This window comes from Shewanella sp. TC10, assembly GCF_009663145.1.
Classification (GTDB): Bacteria; Pseudomonadota; Gammaproteobacteria; order Enterobacterales; family Shewanellaceae; genus Shewanella.
Genome location: NZ_VKHR01000008.1, coordinates 1 through 15,932 on the forward strand (window position 1 = coordinate 1; position 15,932 = coordinate 15,932).

Sequence of the window (15,932 nt, forward strand, 5' to 3'; positions counted from 1 at the left end):
CGAGCTAGGGCCTTGGTAAGTTTTAGCTAAATTTAAAACACACATAATAAAAAACCACCTCAWTGAGGTGGTTTTTTATTATGTGTGTTTTAAATTTAGCTAAAACTTACCAAGGCCCTAGCTCGTAATGCAAACTATAACGTCTCAAAGTCATTAACGTTAATTGCAGCTAAACGCTTTTCATCTGCATCAGTCAATAAATCATGCTCTTCCTGAGAAATGACATTTTTCTCTAAGGCTTCAGCGAATGTCGCCAGTGCAGGTAGTTTTGGCGTTAAATCCCCTGCTTTCTGTGCTTTTCTGATTTTAGCGTATAAATGCTTACAGCTAATTTTTGCTAAAAACGCAGACTCGACTTCTGCAATTCCACTCTTATCGCCTTCAAAATCAGCACACAAGAAAGTAATTCTATCTCTTGCAGGAGAAGGTTGTAAGAAATTATCAGCCAATGTCGTTGCTTGCTTATCAGTTGGTGCATTAAAGTGATTTCCAATCGGGAAGATAATAACTTTTAATAAAATACCAACAAGCTTGCTTGGGAAGTTACGCGTAGCATCTTGTAATGCTTTAGCTGCTAAATGTAAGCGTTCAGTCATGACATAATGAACAATCGGCAAATCATCTTGTTGACGTCCATTATCTTCAAATTGTTTCAGCGTTGCTGATGCTAAATAAAGTTGACTAAGTACGTCTCCCATACGAGCAGAAATCATCTCTTTACGCTTTAGATCACCACCCATTATCAACATCGACAAATCAGTCATGATTGCTAAACCTGATGATAAACGGCTCATATCTTTATAATACTGCTGAGTTGTACCACTGACTGGTGAAGAGTTAGTTTTACTAGCAGTTAATGCATTAAAAAATGCCATCACGCCGTTTCTGGCAGCATAACCCATGTGACCCATTAACAGAGAATCAAAACGGTTTATAGCCGCTTTTTGATCTTCCATGGCAGCCGTTTCCATTTCAGCTAATACATACGGATGACAACGCGTCGCACCTTGACCAAATATCATCAAAGAGCGGGTTAAAATATTAGCGCCTTCAACAGTGATTGATATTGGGCTAGACATATAGGCATGACCTAAATAGTTTTTCTCGCCAAGCTGAATACCTTTTCCTGATTGAATATCCATTGCATCTTCTACCACATCACGACCTAACTCTGTCATGTGATATTTTGCAATCGCGGTAACCACTGAAGGTTTAACCTTTAAATCGATACCGGTTGTCGTTAAGCAACGAGCAGCTTCAAGTTGATAAGTATTAGCAATAATACGTGCTAAAGCTTCTTGAACGCCCTCAAACTTACCAATTGGCATGCCAAATTGTTGTCTCACATAACTGTAGGCAGTTGTTGTTTTGGTCGCCATTTGAGCTGAAGCAGTTGCTAAAGCAGGTAAAGAAATACCACGACCTGCTGACAAACATTCAACCAGCATGCGCCAGCCTTTGCCAGCAAACTGAGGACCACCGATGATCCAATCAAGAGGAATGAACACATCTTTACCGCTTGTTGTCCCGTTCATAAAGGCCATCATTAATGGATTATGACGACGGCCTATTTCCACACCTTCATGATCCGTAGGAATAAGCGCACAGGTGATACCAATGTTTTCTTCATCACCTAGCAAGCCATCAGGATCTCGCATTTGAAATGCTAACCCTAGTACCGTAGCTACTGGAGCAAGGGTGATATATCGTTTATCCCAAGTCAGACTTAAACCCAAAGTATCTTCACCGTTAAACTCACGGCGACACACAATACCTAAATCCGGGATAGCACCCGCATCAGAACCAGCTTCTGGACCTGTTAAAGCAAAACAAGGTAACTCCTCGCCTACAGCAAGTGGCGGTAACCAACGCTCTTTCTGCTCTTGAGTACCATAATGAGTTAACAGTTCACCAGGGCCCAATGAATTTGGCACCATGACTGTCACAGCAGCGCTAATGCTTCTTGTTGCAATTTTACTGACGATGGTTGAGTTCGCATTGGCTGAAAATTCTCGACCACCGAACTTTTTAGGAATGATTAAGGCGAAAAAACCTTCCTTTTTAAAGTAATCCCACAACTCAGGGGGTAAATCTTTACGGTTATGAACGATGTCATAATCATCAATCATAGTGAGTGCTGTCATCACTTGATTGTTAATAAAGTCTTGTTCTTCAGCAGTAAGCGTCGACTTGCCGTAATTATGCAAAGTATTCCAATTAGGATTCCCGCGAAATAATTCGCCTTCCCACCAAACGTCACCTGCTTCCATTGCTTCTTTTTCAGTGCTTGAAAGTGGTGGCAATACTTTTTTGAAGAAACTAAATACAGGACGCGTAATAAATCGCATCCTTAAATTACGCACACCAAATAACACGAACAGTGCTATTAATACTAGTATTAGGACAGTCATGATAATCCCTTATTCCTTTGCTAAAATTGGTACTGAAACACCAGCCGCCATGTAAGGTATCACCTTGCGGATAATTGCTTCGGTATCGTTATGTTCACCATAATCAGCCTCTGCAATCTCATTTAACGCATCTGCTGAAGCCATAGTGAAAACGATCGTTCCTAAGGTAAAGTGTAGTCGCCAAAACATTTCTGCAGGGGGAATATGTGGCGCACTAGCTGAAACAGCTTTGACAAAAGATTCAAGGTATTTACCGTAATGAGTTGTAATAAACCATCTCAAATGCCCTTGGCTTTCAATGTAACCACGTCCTAATAACTGTAGAAATATCGTGGTGCCGCCATGACGAACTTGATTCAATTCCAACAAAGGCTTGATCAACGATGAAAAAATTTCATTCAAATTTGCAAGCTCTGGATTTTTAAATAAGCGTTGAATTTCAGCGGCTGCACTAGGCATAAAGACATCTAAATATCTTGCCAGTACTGCTCGAATAAGTTCTTTCTTTGAACCAAAATGATAATTAACTGAAGCCAAATTGACTTCAGCTTTACTGGTTATTAATCTTAACGATGTTTCTGAAAAGCCTCTTTCGGCGAATAACTTTTCAGCAGCATCTAGAATTCTTGTTTTTGTATCTGTTCTGCTTGCCATTCCATGACCCATTCTAATTTAAAACACTCGTTTAAATTAAACATTGAGCGCACAGTTGTCAATCTAATTTACTGAACTCCTGCTAAAGAAAACCTGTGTTTTGCGCTTTCACAGCAGCAATCTTTAGCTAATTTGTTTGATATAGCTTCTTTATATAAATGAACCTTTATATAGAAAACAAGGAATGCTGTAAGATCAAATCCCCTTTTAAACAGCCGTCCAAAAAGCCTGAGCCATTAAAATTCCCAAAAATCATTATACAAACTGACATTTCAAGCATTAATGAACTGAATAACCATTAAAATGTTTATGCTTTAAAACATTAAAGTAGATTAACCAAGTTCAAATTGGAAAACTCAAAAGAATACGGGTTACTTAAGCCACCAAGCTCGAGCGAATATACACCAGCCAAAATTTACACACATTTAACACTATAAGATCAAGGTGATAACACTAGAGCTAACACCCATTAACGACAATATTCTGACCACTGTCAAATTATTGAAAGGCGTGATCATGATCACACAATTATCGATTTATGAGACCAAAAATTATGATAATTTACGCCTGTACACATAGTGAATGGAGTTACTTGTGCCGTTTTTAAGACTTGACAGTTTTAGGCAAAAGTTGTCAGCTAAACTTGTTCATTAATAAACCTAGATAAACAATCTACACGTTTGTAATAAAACAAATCCCCCTTCAACTTTATTGTTCCTAAGACTTTATGCTTCAACATTTGTGAAGCTTTTTGCTGGCTAAAAAGCTTAGGAGTCATGTGTGAAAAAAAGAAATTATGTAAAACTTAGGAATGGTCGTGCAAAACGTATCCGCAAAGGATCAACGCTAAATTACAGCACCCATAAAAGCAGTATCCATTTTTTGTTCATAACAATAGCAGTCGTTTACTTTCTCATGTGATCCGTTATGCGATAAGTCATGTCTTTTATAACGTGTAGATATTTAGTCTAGCTGCTTTACAAAGTTATTTTCATGCTAAAGAAAACACATTTAAGCCACTGATTTACAGCAATATTAAAACGCCTAATACAATCAGTTTACGTTTATTTATAAAAAACTGCTCAATTAACAGCAATTCAGTTTTAGCCTCACAATATTGACTAAAACTAGGTTATTTTTAAGCTTCAAAATGACAAAGTTAATCGTCAATTAATTTAAGTTTTATCTAATACCTGATTGTGGTTAACCCACAAAGCATTCTTACAATTTTAAATTTAAAAACAAAAAATTTTCGTCAAAGTTTAATTAATCGGTTTTCATAGACGAAAACCAAGGTCCCGTATGAAAAAAAGCAGTTATGTAAAACTTCGTAATGAACGTTCAAAACGTCTCAATAATGAAGTTGATAAAAAAGACAGTAACCTGGGCACGATAGCTATTTTTGTTTGTCTGTTACTCGTATTGGCCTATTTGTTAGTGTAAAAATTTCTTTTAAAATGCTCATCATTTTTTAATGCTAATGAATACATTAAAGCCCGTCATACGGGCTTCATTGTCAGTATTAATGACATAGCAATTACCTAAAACCACTTCCTTTTCTATTCGTTTCACTAGCAACAACCCTTTGTTGCTCTGATTTAACTAACATGACAAATAACGCGCCTGTGCCTCCCTGTTCATTAGTTGCACTATGAAATGCCTGTACTTCTTCAAATTGCCCTAACCAGTTGTTTACTGCAGATTTCATTAAAGCCGGATAAGGTTTACTTTTGTAACCTTTCCCATGAATAACAAGCAAGTTTCGCTCACCTCTGTTGTGCGCCTTTAATACTAATTCAATAAGCGCCTCACGCGCCTGTGACAACCTGAAAGCATGTAAATCAATCACAGATTTAATTTGATACTTACCTAAACGTAAGTGGCGAAACACTTCTTCTTGAACACCATTCTTTTTATAGCTGAGAACATCATCAGGTTTAACAGCAAGAAGCATCGCTGGATCAATCGAGAGCTTTTGTAAATATTCATTTTGCTCTGCTGCTGCCCTTCTAGCAAGCTGTGCATCTGTAACACCTTGGGAGGAAGTATTAAAGTGACTGTTGTTAGCTCTTAATGGTTTTACATCAGCCATTTCAGCCATAAATAAATCATCGTCTTGTTGTTGCATAATTACCTTCCTACACACTTTGTAAAGATTCGACGCTTTTGATACTAGTAAGAATAATTTATAGTGTCATCCATATTATTAAGAGATATTGCATTCATTTAATATCATATTAAAGAGCATTTTATTTACATGAGCCAAATCAAACTGTTGTGTATTAGTTTCATCTCTATCATGAGTTTTTATGTATCTGCTGAGCAAACAACAGATAACGAAGCTCTTAATGCGAATTATAAAGTTTTCTCTGCAGCTTTTGAAAATTTAGACCTAAATAAAATCGATAATATATACACAAACGATGCAGTGTATATTTCTGAAACTCTTGATAAAGAAATTGTTACTGGTAAAAAAGATATTTTAGCCCTCTATACTGTTTTCTTTAAAAAAATAGCGAAAAAGTCTGCTCATATCGATGTTGACTTTAGAGTGATAAACCGTGAACTGTCTGATAAAAATGCCACAGATGTTGGCTATTATCTGGTTCGTTTTCATCCTAGAAAAGAAACCGGGGAGCCAACGAGCGTCTTTTCAGGTAAATTTGTATTAGTTTCAAGAAAAGGAACTGACAACCAGTGGCAATTTATTGTTGATTCAAACACTAAAGCCAATCCGGACTTCTATTTTTCAGCTAAACCCGTCTCTAATCTTTACTTTGGTCGTCAATTCAACCCGACTCTTGAGCCTGTTGAAGAAGTCGATATCGAACCTGAAACTGAGCCAGAAACTCATAATCACTAACATTATTAAGCTTGGTTAGCTGTTCATTTCCTGTCGTATTAGTAATAATACCCTTTATAGTGCAAGTTTCCGTGCAAAACCATTAGTAGCTAAATCAATGAATTCAGATACCCCTCTTTCATGCCCATGTGACAAGCCAAGCAACTATATAGACTGTTGTCAGCCTTACCATTTGGGCCACAAATCAGCTGAAAACGTCGAAAGCCTGATGCGTTCGCGTTATTCCGCTTTTGCGTTACATGAATTTCAATACTTATTGGATACTCATCATCCTGATTACATCAATGGATTAACCTTGCAGGTGCTTGCAAAGGGAGCAAACGAAACACAGTGGTTAGGATTAGATGTTGTGCAATCAAGGCAAGACCCTAGTATTGGAACAGGCACAGTGACGTTTAAAGCCTGGTACCTAAATGAAGGTCATATTGATGCAATATACGAATGTTCGCAGTTTAAATGTATTGATGGTAATTGGTACTACACCGAAGGGGAGCAACAACAAGCTCAATTACCAAAACGAAATGACAAGTGTATTTGCCATAGTGGTAAAAAATTCAAAGCTTGTTGTATGAAGAAGCAATTCTGATCAAATAACTTGGTATTAATGTTTATCTATTAGATGTAAGTCAATCATTAGCTAGTAAGATTAATGAACAACTTCATTCTGCTCAAAAATAAATTTAGAAAATTCATTCTCTCTAATGGCTGGACTGTATAAAAAACCTTGTGCATGGTGACAACAGCTGTCTTCAAGGAAAAGTTCTTGTTCTTTAGTCTCGACACCCTCAGCGGTCAACGAAATATTCAATGCTTTAGCCATAGCAATAATCGCACTAACTATCTCTCGACTTTCGTGACTGGTGGTTAAATCAGAAATGAATGAACGATCAATTTTAAGTTTACTGATTGGGAATTGCTTCAGGTAACGCATTGAGCTGTAACCTGTTCCAAAGTCATCGATTGCAAGTCCAACGCCTAAGTCTGCCAGTTCCTGACATAAACGTGTCGCATGACGAATATCACCCATTAATTCAGTTTCAGTTATTTCTAATATTAAACTTTGTGGTTTTAAGCGATAACGTGTGACCAAATTCCATACTTGCTCAAACAAGTTACCGCTAAAGAATTGCCTTGCCGCAACATTAACGTGCATGACAATATCAACATTTTTGCGCTGCCATAAATTTAGTTGCTTACAAGCAGCCTCAAGCACCCAATCTCCAATAGCGTTAATCATTCCTGACTGTTCAGCGATTTCTATGAAAGCCCCTGGATATAACACGCCTTTTTTAGGATGATGCCAACGAATTAGTGCTTCGGCGCCAATAAACTTATGGTTCTTTAAATCCATTAATGGTTGATAATAAAGTTCGAACTGTCTTCCACGTATCGCCGACATCAAATCTCGTTCAATATCAGCATTATTCTTAAACGTCGCCAGTAAATCATCATTGAACATTTGATAATTCATCATGGTTTTCTTTTTAGCATATTGCAGGGCGATATCAGCACATGAAAGCGGTGAAAACTGAGATGCTACAGATGCAACATCAACAACGGCGATAGCCGCTTTAGGGTCAACTTTTTCGCGACCAATAACAGAAGGAACAGCAAGATTTTGGTACAACTTAAAGATTTTTTCTTCTAGCATTTCAGCTGAAGCTAATTCAGGTAATAGCACAGCAAATTCATCACTACCTACACGTGCTACATCAAGTGCCTCGTTACTCTGAGCAAAGTGTTTTAAACGTCTAGCAACTTCTGTTAGTAAAGCATCGCCTTGTTCATGGCCACTCGTATCATTAAAACGTTTGAATCCCATCAAATCGATTAGAACTAAAATGCCTTTGGTAGCTCTATCGAGCTGTTGAGTAAAATGTAGACGGTTATGTAGACCTGTAAGGGTACAATTCCAGGCGAGGTTTTCTAATTCATCTTTATGGCGGCGTTGATCTGACACATCAATACAAGATACCAAGGCATAGTAGTTACCCTGCTGGGTAACAAAACGGTTAGCTTGGTATTGTGCCCAGTACTTAGTACCGTCTAACCTTTCTAATTCTGTTTCGCCTTGTACCATCTCGCCAGCAATTAGCTTTTCCGTAAGCTGATTAGCTAATTCACGTTTGCCACGAAAAAAATCTAAGGTAATTAATTCATTATCTTGAACAATGTCTCTGCTTAGCCCAGTCATTTTTTCATGGGCAGGATTAATATATTCAATGATTTGGGTTTTGAGATTAACCAACATTAAAACATGCTGAGCTTGTTCGGTTGCGCTATGAAACAAAGTTAAGCGTTCATCATTAACATAAGCGTACTGAGTTGCCAGAGTCAGAGCTAATTGGTCGGCAAATTGACAGGCAAACTCTATCGTCGGAATTGAAAGTTCAACATGATGATCAAACTCAATACACAGTAAACCTTCAATATGGCCATTAATACGAATGGCAACATCAAGATTTGATTGAATGCCCGACTGACTATAATAATCTGAGAAGCAAGCTAAACGTTTATCAGTAGCTGAAATACTACTGGCAATGTGTCTATAACGACGGATTTCTTCAAAATAGGTTTCTGAGGCAAAATTATCATGCCTAAGTTGCTTAATAGCATCACTAATAGCAGTAACAGGCGATAAACAAGCAACAACTTTCTGCTCAAGTGCTTTATTACGAAGGGAGATGACTGACACGCAGGTTGCGTTGAAATGTTTCAATAACAATTTACATGCTAATTCAGAGGTGCGGGTAAAATCCCCTTTCTCTTTAGCGACAGAGTTAACAATTAACTCTAATAAATGTTGTTGCTCAGTTTGTTTCATTATTATTCCCAACAAGACAGCATAGCAATCGGGTTGACCTCATTTTTACGAGGTTTTATCGCATTTAAAGTCAGGGTAATAAATTTACCCATTAAAATTACAGTCAAATAACTGCATCTATGATTAAGCAAAAAGGCCTAATCAAAAAGTAGTACTGTTATTCAGGTTACACTTACAACAAAAAAATGCAAGATGTAACCGGCGAATTACAGATAATAATCAACAACTTTAGAGTTTAAAGACTATTTTCTAATTGAAAAATCATTTTCTCAGCTGTGAACTCAAAATCAATGAATACAGTTAAATGAGTCGCTGTTTTATCTAGACGAGTGTTCACGTTATCAAAGCGAGCTTTTGCCTTATTAATAATACTTTCAGCATCATCTGCTGCAGTACTACCTTCAACTTGAAGAATAAGTTGAGTATCTTGCTCATCTATCACAGTACCAATATCAACAAATGATCCACAGTCATTGCAACTATCACTGACTTGAACTTCTTGCTTAGTAATCGTTTTAATCATTCCAATCGCCTTTCAGTGCTTTAAAGCGTCAGCATATCGTAAAAACTGTAACCAATAATCTAGCTAGTTCACACAATTAGCAGAACATAATATTCAACAAATATTACAGAAAGAATCATTAGTGTATATTAATCAAGCAACTGCATATAGTTGATTAGCTAATGTCTCACTAATCTTACGTTGAGTGGCTAATTGATCTAAAAAATGGATTTGGTTTAATTCTGAAATTTCCGGCGTTTGTTGCTGATGCTTTAACTTAGTTAGCTCGTCGCAATTGGCTAATACTATTTGCATGTCATCTTCATACTTGCCACGAGTGACTAATGCTTCAGGTTGCAGAGCTTGCTTTAAATGAAATTGAGAGGCGCCACTTATATGAAAATCATCTGCATGATTGACAGCCTGCTGCTGACTCAAATCGCATACAAGTTGTTGCTTTTGAGGTAACTCAAATGCTTTATATAATTTTTCATCTAGATTTAGTTCTTTATCTAGCTGGAATTGAGACATATCTCGAGCATCAATTGAAAGCATAGATAAAAGAAGTGCAAATTCACCACGTCGATCATGTTCAATCGCATCATTTAAGCGATTGCCCAGTTGTAGTTCATTGACTAAAGGAAACTCAATTTGCATATAAAAACATCATTAATAACAGCGATTGTTATTTTATCGACCACTTGAACAAATACTTGAGGGTTATTTTCGATTTTGGCTTTACTTATATTTAATTCGTGACTATTATTCTCGCCGCAATTGAGGAGGGGTTCCCGAGTGGCCAAAGGGATCAGACTGTAAATCTGACGGCTCAGCCTTCGAAGGTTCGAATCCTTCTCCCTCCACCATTTGCACAAGTGATAAATATACCGTTTCGTGGAGGGGTTCCCGAGTGGCCAAAGGGATCAGACTGTAAATCTGACGGCTCAGCCTTCGAAGGTTCGAATCCTTCTCCCTCCACCATTTATCGGTATGGTTATCACGTAAATTTATTGTTGTGGCCAACAATAAATAGTAAAGCAAGACAAGTAAGAAAATGTGGAGGGGTTCCCGAGTGGCCAAAGGGATCAGACTGTAAATCTGACGGCTCAGCCTTCGAAGGTTCGAATCCTTCTCCCTCCACCACTTCTTATGCTTCCAGTTAGTTTCAGTACAATTTCAAATCGTTCAAATCCAATCTGCTCAAATCTTTAACCAATTAATTTTATTTCAATATTTTTATATTTAAATATATCCCGCTCTATTTAAAGCCCACAAAAATTAGCTATTCAAATTTACCGCACTATTAATTCCGTATTTTTTATTAAAAATAAGATACAAACACTGTTAGCCGTTAATAATTGTGATTAAGATGATTCTTTTATCGTTTATAGGGCTCAACAATGTCAAAGCAATGGGTAAACGAAGCCATCGCGAAAATCGAAGCCGACTTTCAGCGAAGTGCCGATACACACTTAATCAAACTAGACCTCCCTCAGCTTGATGGCATAGATATTTATCTTAAAGATGAAAGCACCCATCCAACGGGTAGTCTTAAGCATCGTTTAGCTCGTTCATTGTTCTTATATGCTTTATCAAATGGCTGGGTGAAAGAAGACACTACTATCATTGAATCCTCTTCAGGAAGCACTGCGGTATCAGAAGCATACTTTTCAAGATTATTAGGGCTGCCTTTTATCGCAGTTATGCCTTCTTCAACAGCTAAAACCAAAATTGAGCAAATTGAGTTCTACGGTGGACAATGTCACTTTGTCGACCACAGTAGTAAAATATATGCTGAGTCTCAACGGCTAGCAAAAGAGTTAAACGGCCATTACATGGATCAGTTTACCTATGCAGAGCGCGCAACAGATTGGCGTGGTAATAACAACATCGCTGACTCTATCTTTAATCAAATGCAAAAAGAGCCGCATCCCGTCCCTGCTTGGATTGTAATGAGCCCTGGAACAGGCGGTACTTCGGCTACTATTGGTCGTTACCTTAATTACCAACAATTATCGACTCAACTTTGTGTAGTTGACCCAGAAAATTCAGTTTTTTACGACTACTTTTACCAACGAGATTTATCACTAACCTGTGAAAATGGCAGTAAAATTGAAGGTATCGGCAGACCAAGAGTTGAGCCTTCTTTTATTGCTGGTGTAGTTGATGAAATGATAAAAATACCTGATGCTGCGTCTCTTGCGACAATGAACTGGTTAGCCGCACTGATTGGCCGTAAAGTGGGTCCTTCTACTGGCACCAATTTATTCGGTGTCATGCAACTGGCTTGTAAGATGAAGCAACAGGGCCAGCAAGGTTCTTTAGTCACTTTACTGTGTGATTCTGGTGAACGATATCTAGATACTTACTATGATGCACAGTGGATTGCTGACAATATAGGTTCAACCCAGCAATATGATGAGTTACTGGAAAAATTTAATAAAACAGGCAGTCTTAGCTAATCATATAAGCGTGACCCATGTAAGCCTGCTCAATGTTTGGATAGCGGACAAAAGCGTCATGTTGACTTAATTCTCATAATAAAAAACCGCTTAAATAAGCGGTTTTTTATTACACAGTAATCACTCGATAGCGATGCTGTGGACTAATCAATATCTAAGTATTTATGTGTTTGGATAGATAAACGCCAGTTGCGAGCTATACAGGTTTTCATTGCAAGTTCTGTTGCTCTAGGTTTTTGACTGATAGGCTGTAAGCAAATTGTTTTATCGCTGGTATCAATCGGAGTAAGTAAGCTATCTAATTCATCAATATGTTTCTGTGTTGCAATTGGATGCTTAATTTCATTGGCCCGATTCAACGCTTGCTCGAGTACTGCATAACCACCCTTCATGTTTACCTTAGGTGAAACTGTCACCCAAACATCTTGATGACAAAGCACTTCAAATGTACCACTGGTTTCAATTTGTATATCGTAACCTGCGGCAATAAAATCATTTGTCAAACTTGTTACGTCATATAAGCAAGGCTCGCCACCAGTTAATACAATATGCTTAGCGGTAAAACCCTTAGCTTTAAATGCATTAATAAGACTCGATGCATCATGCTCAGCCCAGCGTCCAATGGTGCCATCCACTTGAATCACTTGATCTTGAGTCACTTTATTATCTGCTAAAACTTCCCATGTTTGTTTAGTGTCACACCAAGAACAGCCCACAGGACACCCTTGTAAACGAACAAAAATGGCTGGTACACCCGTAAACGTCCCCTCACCTTGGATTGTTTCAAACACTTCGTTTACAGGATACTTCATTGGCTAACCTTTTTGTAAATGCACTAAATCTAGTTGGCCTTTTAAAGTGAAGACCGATTCAAAGGCGCATTTATAGATGATTTTCGAACCAGCTGCAAGTTTTTGCTATCGCAAGCTGCAATAAGTTAAAATACATCAAATTGATAATTAATTGACTGATAACTGTTTATATTTCTATTGCAGTAAACTCTTTAACAGTATTACTTCAACAGCCAAGTGCAGTTATTTTTTACGGTAACATTTATGTCTAAAGCAATTGTAGTTTTCTCTGGTGGTCAAGATTCCACGACCTGCCTAATCCAAGCCATGACTCAGTATGATGAAGTTCATGCAATTACCTTTGATTATGGTCAACGCCATCGTCAAGAAATAGAAATTGCACAGTCTTTAGCAAAACAACTTAACATTGCTAGCCATAAAGTCATGGATGTAAGCCTGCTTAATGAATTAGCCATTTCATCATTGACAAGAGATGCCATTCCAGTTTCTCACGAGCTGATGGAAAATGGATTGCCTAGTACCTTCGTACCCGGTAGAAACATTTTATTTTTAACTCTCGCTGGTATTTATGCTTATCAACTAGGCTGTGATGCAATCATTACTGGGGTTTGTGAGACAGATTTCTCAGGGTACCCAGATTGCCGTGATGAGTTTATAAAATCAATGCAGCAATCTCTCGCATTAGGAATGGACAAGCCATTAAAGATAGTAACGCCATTAATGTGGCTTAATAAGGCAGAAACATGGGCGTTAGCTGATAAGTATCAGTCGTTATCTTTGGTTACTGACGAAACGTTAACTTGCTATAACGGTATCAAAGGCAGTGGTTGTGGCGATTGCCCAGCATGCTTACTAAGACAGCGTGGTTTAGATGAATACCTAAACAACAAGAAAAGCGTTATGGACTCTTTAAACGCCAAACAATTAGCAGAGTAATAAGTTGATAAGTTTTTACTGTAGAACTGTTAAAAGAAACCTACGAGCTTATAAGTTTTAATTATAAGATACCCATGATACTTCAAGATGCAAAGTCAGCAAGGCAAATAGTGCCAAGATGCTAGGCATAAAATTGAAGTATAGTTATTCTACATCGATATTTTATAACAACGCAGATTGGCGCTATTTGATTTGCCCAACGGGGCGCAAGCTCGGAAACCACTGCTACGTTGTAAACTTTGAAAAGTGAATAACAATTACCTCAGCTTACGCCTTGCATTGTTATCCGAGCTTGTGCCTGACAAAGCATCTTGAGGTAACATGGGTATAAACAGCATTGTTAAAAGTAAATGGATTTAAAACATGGCAAGAAGTAACAAAAGCGCAGGCACCTACTATTTCGCTATCATGGTCAGCGTATGTTGCTGTGTTTTGTTTGTTTTATCTATTAGTCCAATAGGTGCAATTGATGTCAATAATACTCTCAGCTATCGCTATGACAATATTAGTGACGGTCAATATTGGCGAATAATCTCAGGTAACTTATTACACACTAATTTATGGCACTTGCTCATGAACCTTGCAGGTTTTTGGGTCATTTTATTTTTACATGAAATGCATTACAAAGGCAGTGCCAGTAAATTTATCAGTCTTTTTTTTAGTCTCTGTTTATTTGAAGGCTTGGGTTTATATCATTTTTACCCTGAGCTAAAAGGATACGTTGGATTAAGTGGGCTGCTACACGGTTTGTTCACTTTCGGCGCTTTATTAGATATTCGAAAGGGTTACTTTTCTGGCTACCTGTTGCTCATTGGCGTGTTCGCCAAAGTAGGATATGAAATGTATTTTGGAGCAAGTGAGAGTGTGAGTGCCATTATTAATGCTCGCGTTGCTACAGAGTCACATTTTATCGGCGTTATAAGTGGATTACTGTGTGGTTTAGTCTGGTTGCCACTAACACGCTTTTTTAAATATCAGAAGAGCACCATCAATTAAACTGAAAACCTAAATCACTGAATAAATTTAAAAAGGGAGCAATAGCTCCCTTTTTGTTGATACATCAATCTTTCTTAACGTAAGCTAACATCATTAATAGCACCAAAATACCGATTAAGCCTATGGGTAGCCAAGTGTTAATTTGTAGCACTGTATCAACACTAGAACCTGTGTGGATCCCTGTTGAATCAATAAATCGCTCAATCTTATTTAAGCCTAAATAATCGCTCCAAATACTAATTAACCCTAAAATTTGGATGCAGGATATGATAAATAAAATTTGGTTTTGGCGTTTATTCGCTTGCTCTGCTTTTCTTGCATAGGCACGTTCTAAATAATCTTTAAAAAAGCTAACGTATGTTTTTGCGTGCTCAAGGCTGCTCTCTACATTCCATTTGCTCTCAATCTTCTGATATACATCTTCATTATCAGACTCAATCGCGAGTTTAAAATTTTCATTATTCATCCGTAATAATTCAATTTTATTAATGTATTCATCGATAACATTACGCTTAGAGTTAAGGGTTTTCTTTGAATCATTGGCTAGAATGTGACTGTTTAATTTATCAAGCACCCGACTGTAAAAACTTACGTAATACCAAGTCGCTTGGATATGGTGCTGAATGGGGGCAAATCGATAATATCGACCAATATCTTTAGTTATAATTGTATGAAAACGACTAAAGAATGCGTAATGGACACAATCATTGTCAATAATCGTTGTGTTATTACCTTTAACCCTTTCAGCAATGGCATTACAGCTTAAAAACTGTTGTTTCACTGCTTTATTTTGCGGTGATTCATCCACAAAAAAAGTAATGTTTCCAGAGTTGTTACCAATGTAGGCAAGCGGACGAGTGCTACTTCTTAATGAAATATGACTGATTGCTTGGATCCGCTTACATACGGCTAATCGAACGGCATTCCCCCACTCACTCAAAGGTGAGTCATCGTGTTCTTTAACTAATAGGTTCCTCAACGTATTGTAAAAGTCGACTCCCCCTTCAATTAACTCTGTAGATAATAGCGTTTCTAGTTGCACATCAGGTATATCGAAATGTAGCTCTACTACAAGCACAAAATTGAAAAAACGTTGATCAAAAACCAGCTCATAGGTGGTGTTATCTAAATCAAGGTACTCACTGATGTCATGTTGGCCGTTTACTAGGAATTGTTGTTGAGTTAAGTCCTGCTTAAGCAGCTCATTAGACACTTTAGAATCTTGATTACCATAGATACTTTTATAATTGGATAAATCACGATGTAATTTATTAAATTGCTGTAACCATTCAACTTTAAAATCATTCTTGTCGAATGTGCCAATTAAGCGGCCAATTCGGCTTTTTTTACTAATGAGTTGTTCGTATTGTTCTGCATCAACCTCAATAGGTTGAACATACATGACGCGTAATTTGGGCATTTTAAATTCTTGTTATGGTTTTTTGTGATTAAGACTGCCGATATTTAAGGCT

The 15,932-nt window shown here is 37.5% G+C and carries 14 protein-coding genes and 3 tRNA genes; 9 read left to right on the forward strand and 8 right to left on the reverse strand.

What is annotated here, in order from left to right:
- Positions 1–134: 134 nt before the first annotated feature.
- Together FNZ24_RS04260 and FNZ24_RS04265 are read right to left on the reverse strand one after the other, a co-directional pair.
- Positions 135–2,411 (reverse strand): acyl-CoA dehydrogenase, encoded by a 2,277-nt coding sequence (locus FNZ24_RS04260; protein WP_416384812.1) that lies wholly within the window; start codon positions 2,409–2,411, stop codon positions 135–137.
- A gap of 9 nt (positions 2,412–2,420) precedes the next feature.
- On the reverse strand, positions 2,421–3,065 hold the full coding sequence (locus tag FNZ24_RS04265) for a TetR/AcrR family transcriptional regulator (protein ID WP_153913173.1): 645 nt from the start codon (positions 3,063–3,065) through the stop codon (positions 2,421–2,423).
- A 1,302-nt stretch (positions 3,066–4,367) separates the two neighbouring features.
- On the opposite strand from FNZ24_RS04265, the gene FNZ24_RS04270 reads away from it, so the two are divergent.
- Positions 4,368–4,508, forward strand: a complete 141-nt coding sequence (locus tag FNZ24_RS04270) for a hypothetical protein (protein ID WP_153913174.1) — start codon at positions 4,368–4,370, stop codon at positions 4,506–4,508.
- A 94-nt stretch (positions 4,509–4,602) separates the two neighbouring features.
- On the opposite strand, the gene smrA is transcribed toward FNZ24_RS04270, so the two are convergent.
- Entirely contained in the window at positions 4,603–5,193 is a 591-nt protein-coding gene (gene smrA, locus FNZ24_RS04275; protein WP_153913175.1) for a DNA endonuclease SmrA, read from the reverse strand.
- A 129-nt stretch (positions 5,194–5,322) separates the two neighbouring features.
- Here smrA and FNZ24_RS04280 point away from each other — a divergent pair, with 129 nt between their 5' ends.
- A complete protein-coding gene (locus FNZ24_RS04280; RefSeq protein WP_228768371.1) occupies positions 5,323–5,928 on the forward strand; it encodes a YybH family protein in 606 nt (201 codons plus the stop codon).
- Between the two features lie 97 nt (positions 5,929–6,025).
- Positions 6,026–6,514 (forward strand): YchJ family protein, encoded by a 489-nt coding sequence (locus FNZ24_RS04285; protein ID WP_153913176.1) that lies wholly within the window; start codon positions 6,026–6,028, stop codon positions 6,512–6,514.
- Between the two features lie 60 nt (positions 6,515–6,574).
- Here FNZ24_RS04285 and FNZ24_RS04290 read toward each other — a convergent pair whose 3' ends face one another.
- From FNZ24_RS04290 to FNZ24_RS04300, 3 genes are all read right to left on the reverse strand, one after another.
- A complete protein-coding gene (locus tag FNZ24_RS04290) occupies positions 6,575–8,752 on the reverse strand; it encodes a putative bifunctional diguanylate cyclase/phosphodiesterase (RefSeq protein ID WP_153913177.1) in 2,178 nt (725 codons plus the stop codon).
- Between the two features lie 235 nt (positions 8,753–8,987).
- Positions 8,988–9,275, reverse strand: a complete 288-nt coding sequence (locus FNZ24_RS04295; protein WP_153913178.1) for a DUF406 family protein — start codon at positions 9,273–9,275, stop codon at positions 8,988–8,990.
- A 132-nt stretch (positions 9,276–9,407) separates the two neighbouring features.
- Positions 9,408–9,911 carry a VC2046/SO_2500 family protein gene (locus tag FNZ24_RS04300; protein WP_153913179.1) on the reverse strand — a complete coding sequence of 168 codons (504 nt, stop codon included), beginning with the start codon at positions 9,909–9,911 and terminating at the stop codon, positions 9,408–9,410.
- A gap of 124 nt (positions 9,912–10,035) precedes the next feature.
- Between FNZ24_RS04300 and FNZ24_RS04305 the strand changes: the two genes are divergently transcribed.
- The 4 genes from FNZ24_RS04305 (at position 10,036) to FNZ24_RS04320 (ending at position 11,716) form a co-directional block, all read left to right on the forward strand.
- Positions 10,036–10,120, forward strand: a tRNA-Tyr gene (locus FNZ24_RS04305).
- Positions 10,121–10,150: 30 nt separating this feature from the next.
- A tRNA-Tyr gene (locus FNZ24_RS04310) sits at positions 10,151–10,235 on the forward strand.
- 77 nt (positions 10,236–10,312) lie between these two features.
- Positions 10,313–10,397 (forward strand) — tRNA-Tyr (locus tag FNZ24_RS04315).
- A gap of 257 nt (positions 10,398–10,654) precedes the next feature.
- A complete protein-coding gene (locus FNZ24_RS04320) occupies positions 10,655–11,716 on the forward strand; it encodes a PLP-dependent cysteine synthase family protein (RefSeq protein ID WP_153913180.1) in 1,062 nt (353 codons plus the stop codon).
- A gap of 143 nt (positions 11,717–11,859) precedes the next feature.
- On the opposite strand, the gene queE is transcribed toward FNZ24_RS04320, so the two are convergent.
- The gene (queE, locus tag FNZ24_RS04325; RefSeq protein ID WP_153913181.1) at positions 11,860–12,528 is read right to left on the reverse strand and encodes a 7-carboxy-7-deazaguanine synthase QueE; all 669 of its coding nucleotides are present in this window, start codon (positions 12,526–12,528) and stop codon (positions 11,860–11,862) included.
- A 243-nt stretch (positions 12,529–12,771) separates the two neighbouring features.
- Here queE and queC point away from each other — a divergent pair, with 243 nt between their 5' ends.
- Entirely contained in the window at positions 12,772–13,464 is a 693-nt protein-coding gene (gene queC, locus FNZ24_RS04330) for a 7-cyano-7-deazaguanine synthase QueC (protein WP_153913182.1), read from the forward strand.
- Positions 13,465–13,827: 363 nt separating this feature from the next.
- Positions 13,828–14,460: a rhombosortase gene (gene rrtA / locus FNZ24_RS04335; RefSeq protein WP_153913183.1), complete on the forward strand. Its 633-nt coding sequence runs from the start codon at positions 13,828–13,830 to the stop codon at positions 14,458–14,460.
- A gap of 64 nt (positions 14,461–14,524) precedes the next feature.
- Here rrtA and FNZ24_RS04340 read toward each other — a convergent pair whose 3' ends face one another.
- On the reverse strand, positions 14,525–15,880 hold the full coding sequence (locus FNZ24_RS04340) for a hypothetical protein (RefSeq protein ID WP_153913184.1): 1,356 nt from the start codon (positions 15,878–15,880) through the stop codon (positions 14,525–14,527).
- Between the last annotated feature and the right edge of the window lie 52 nt (positions 15,881–15,932).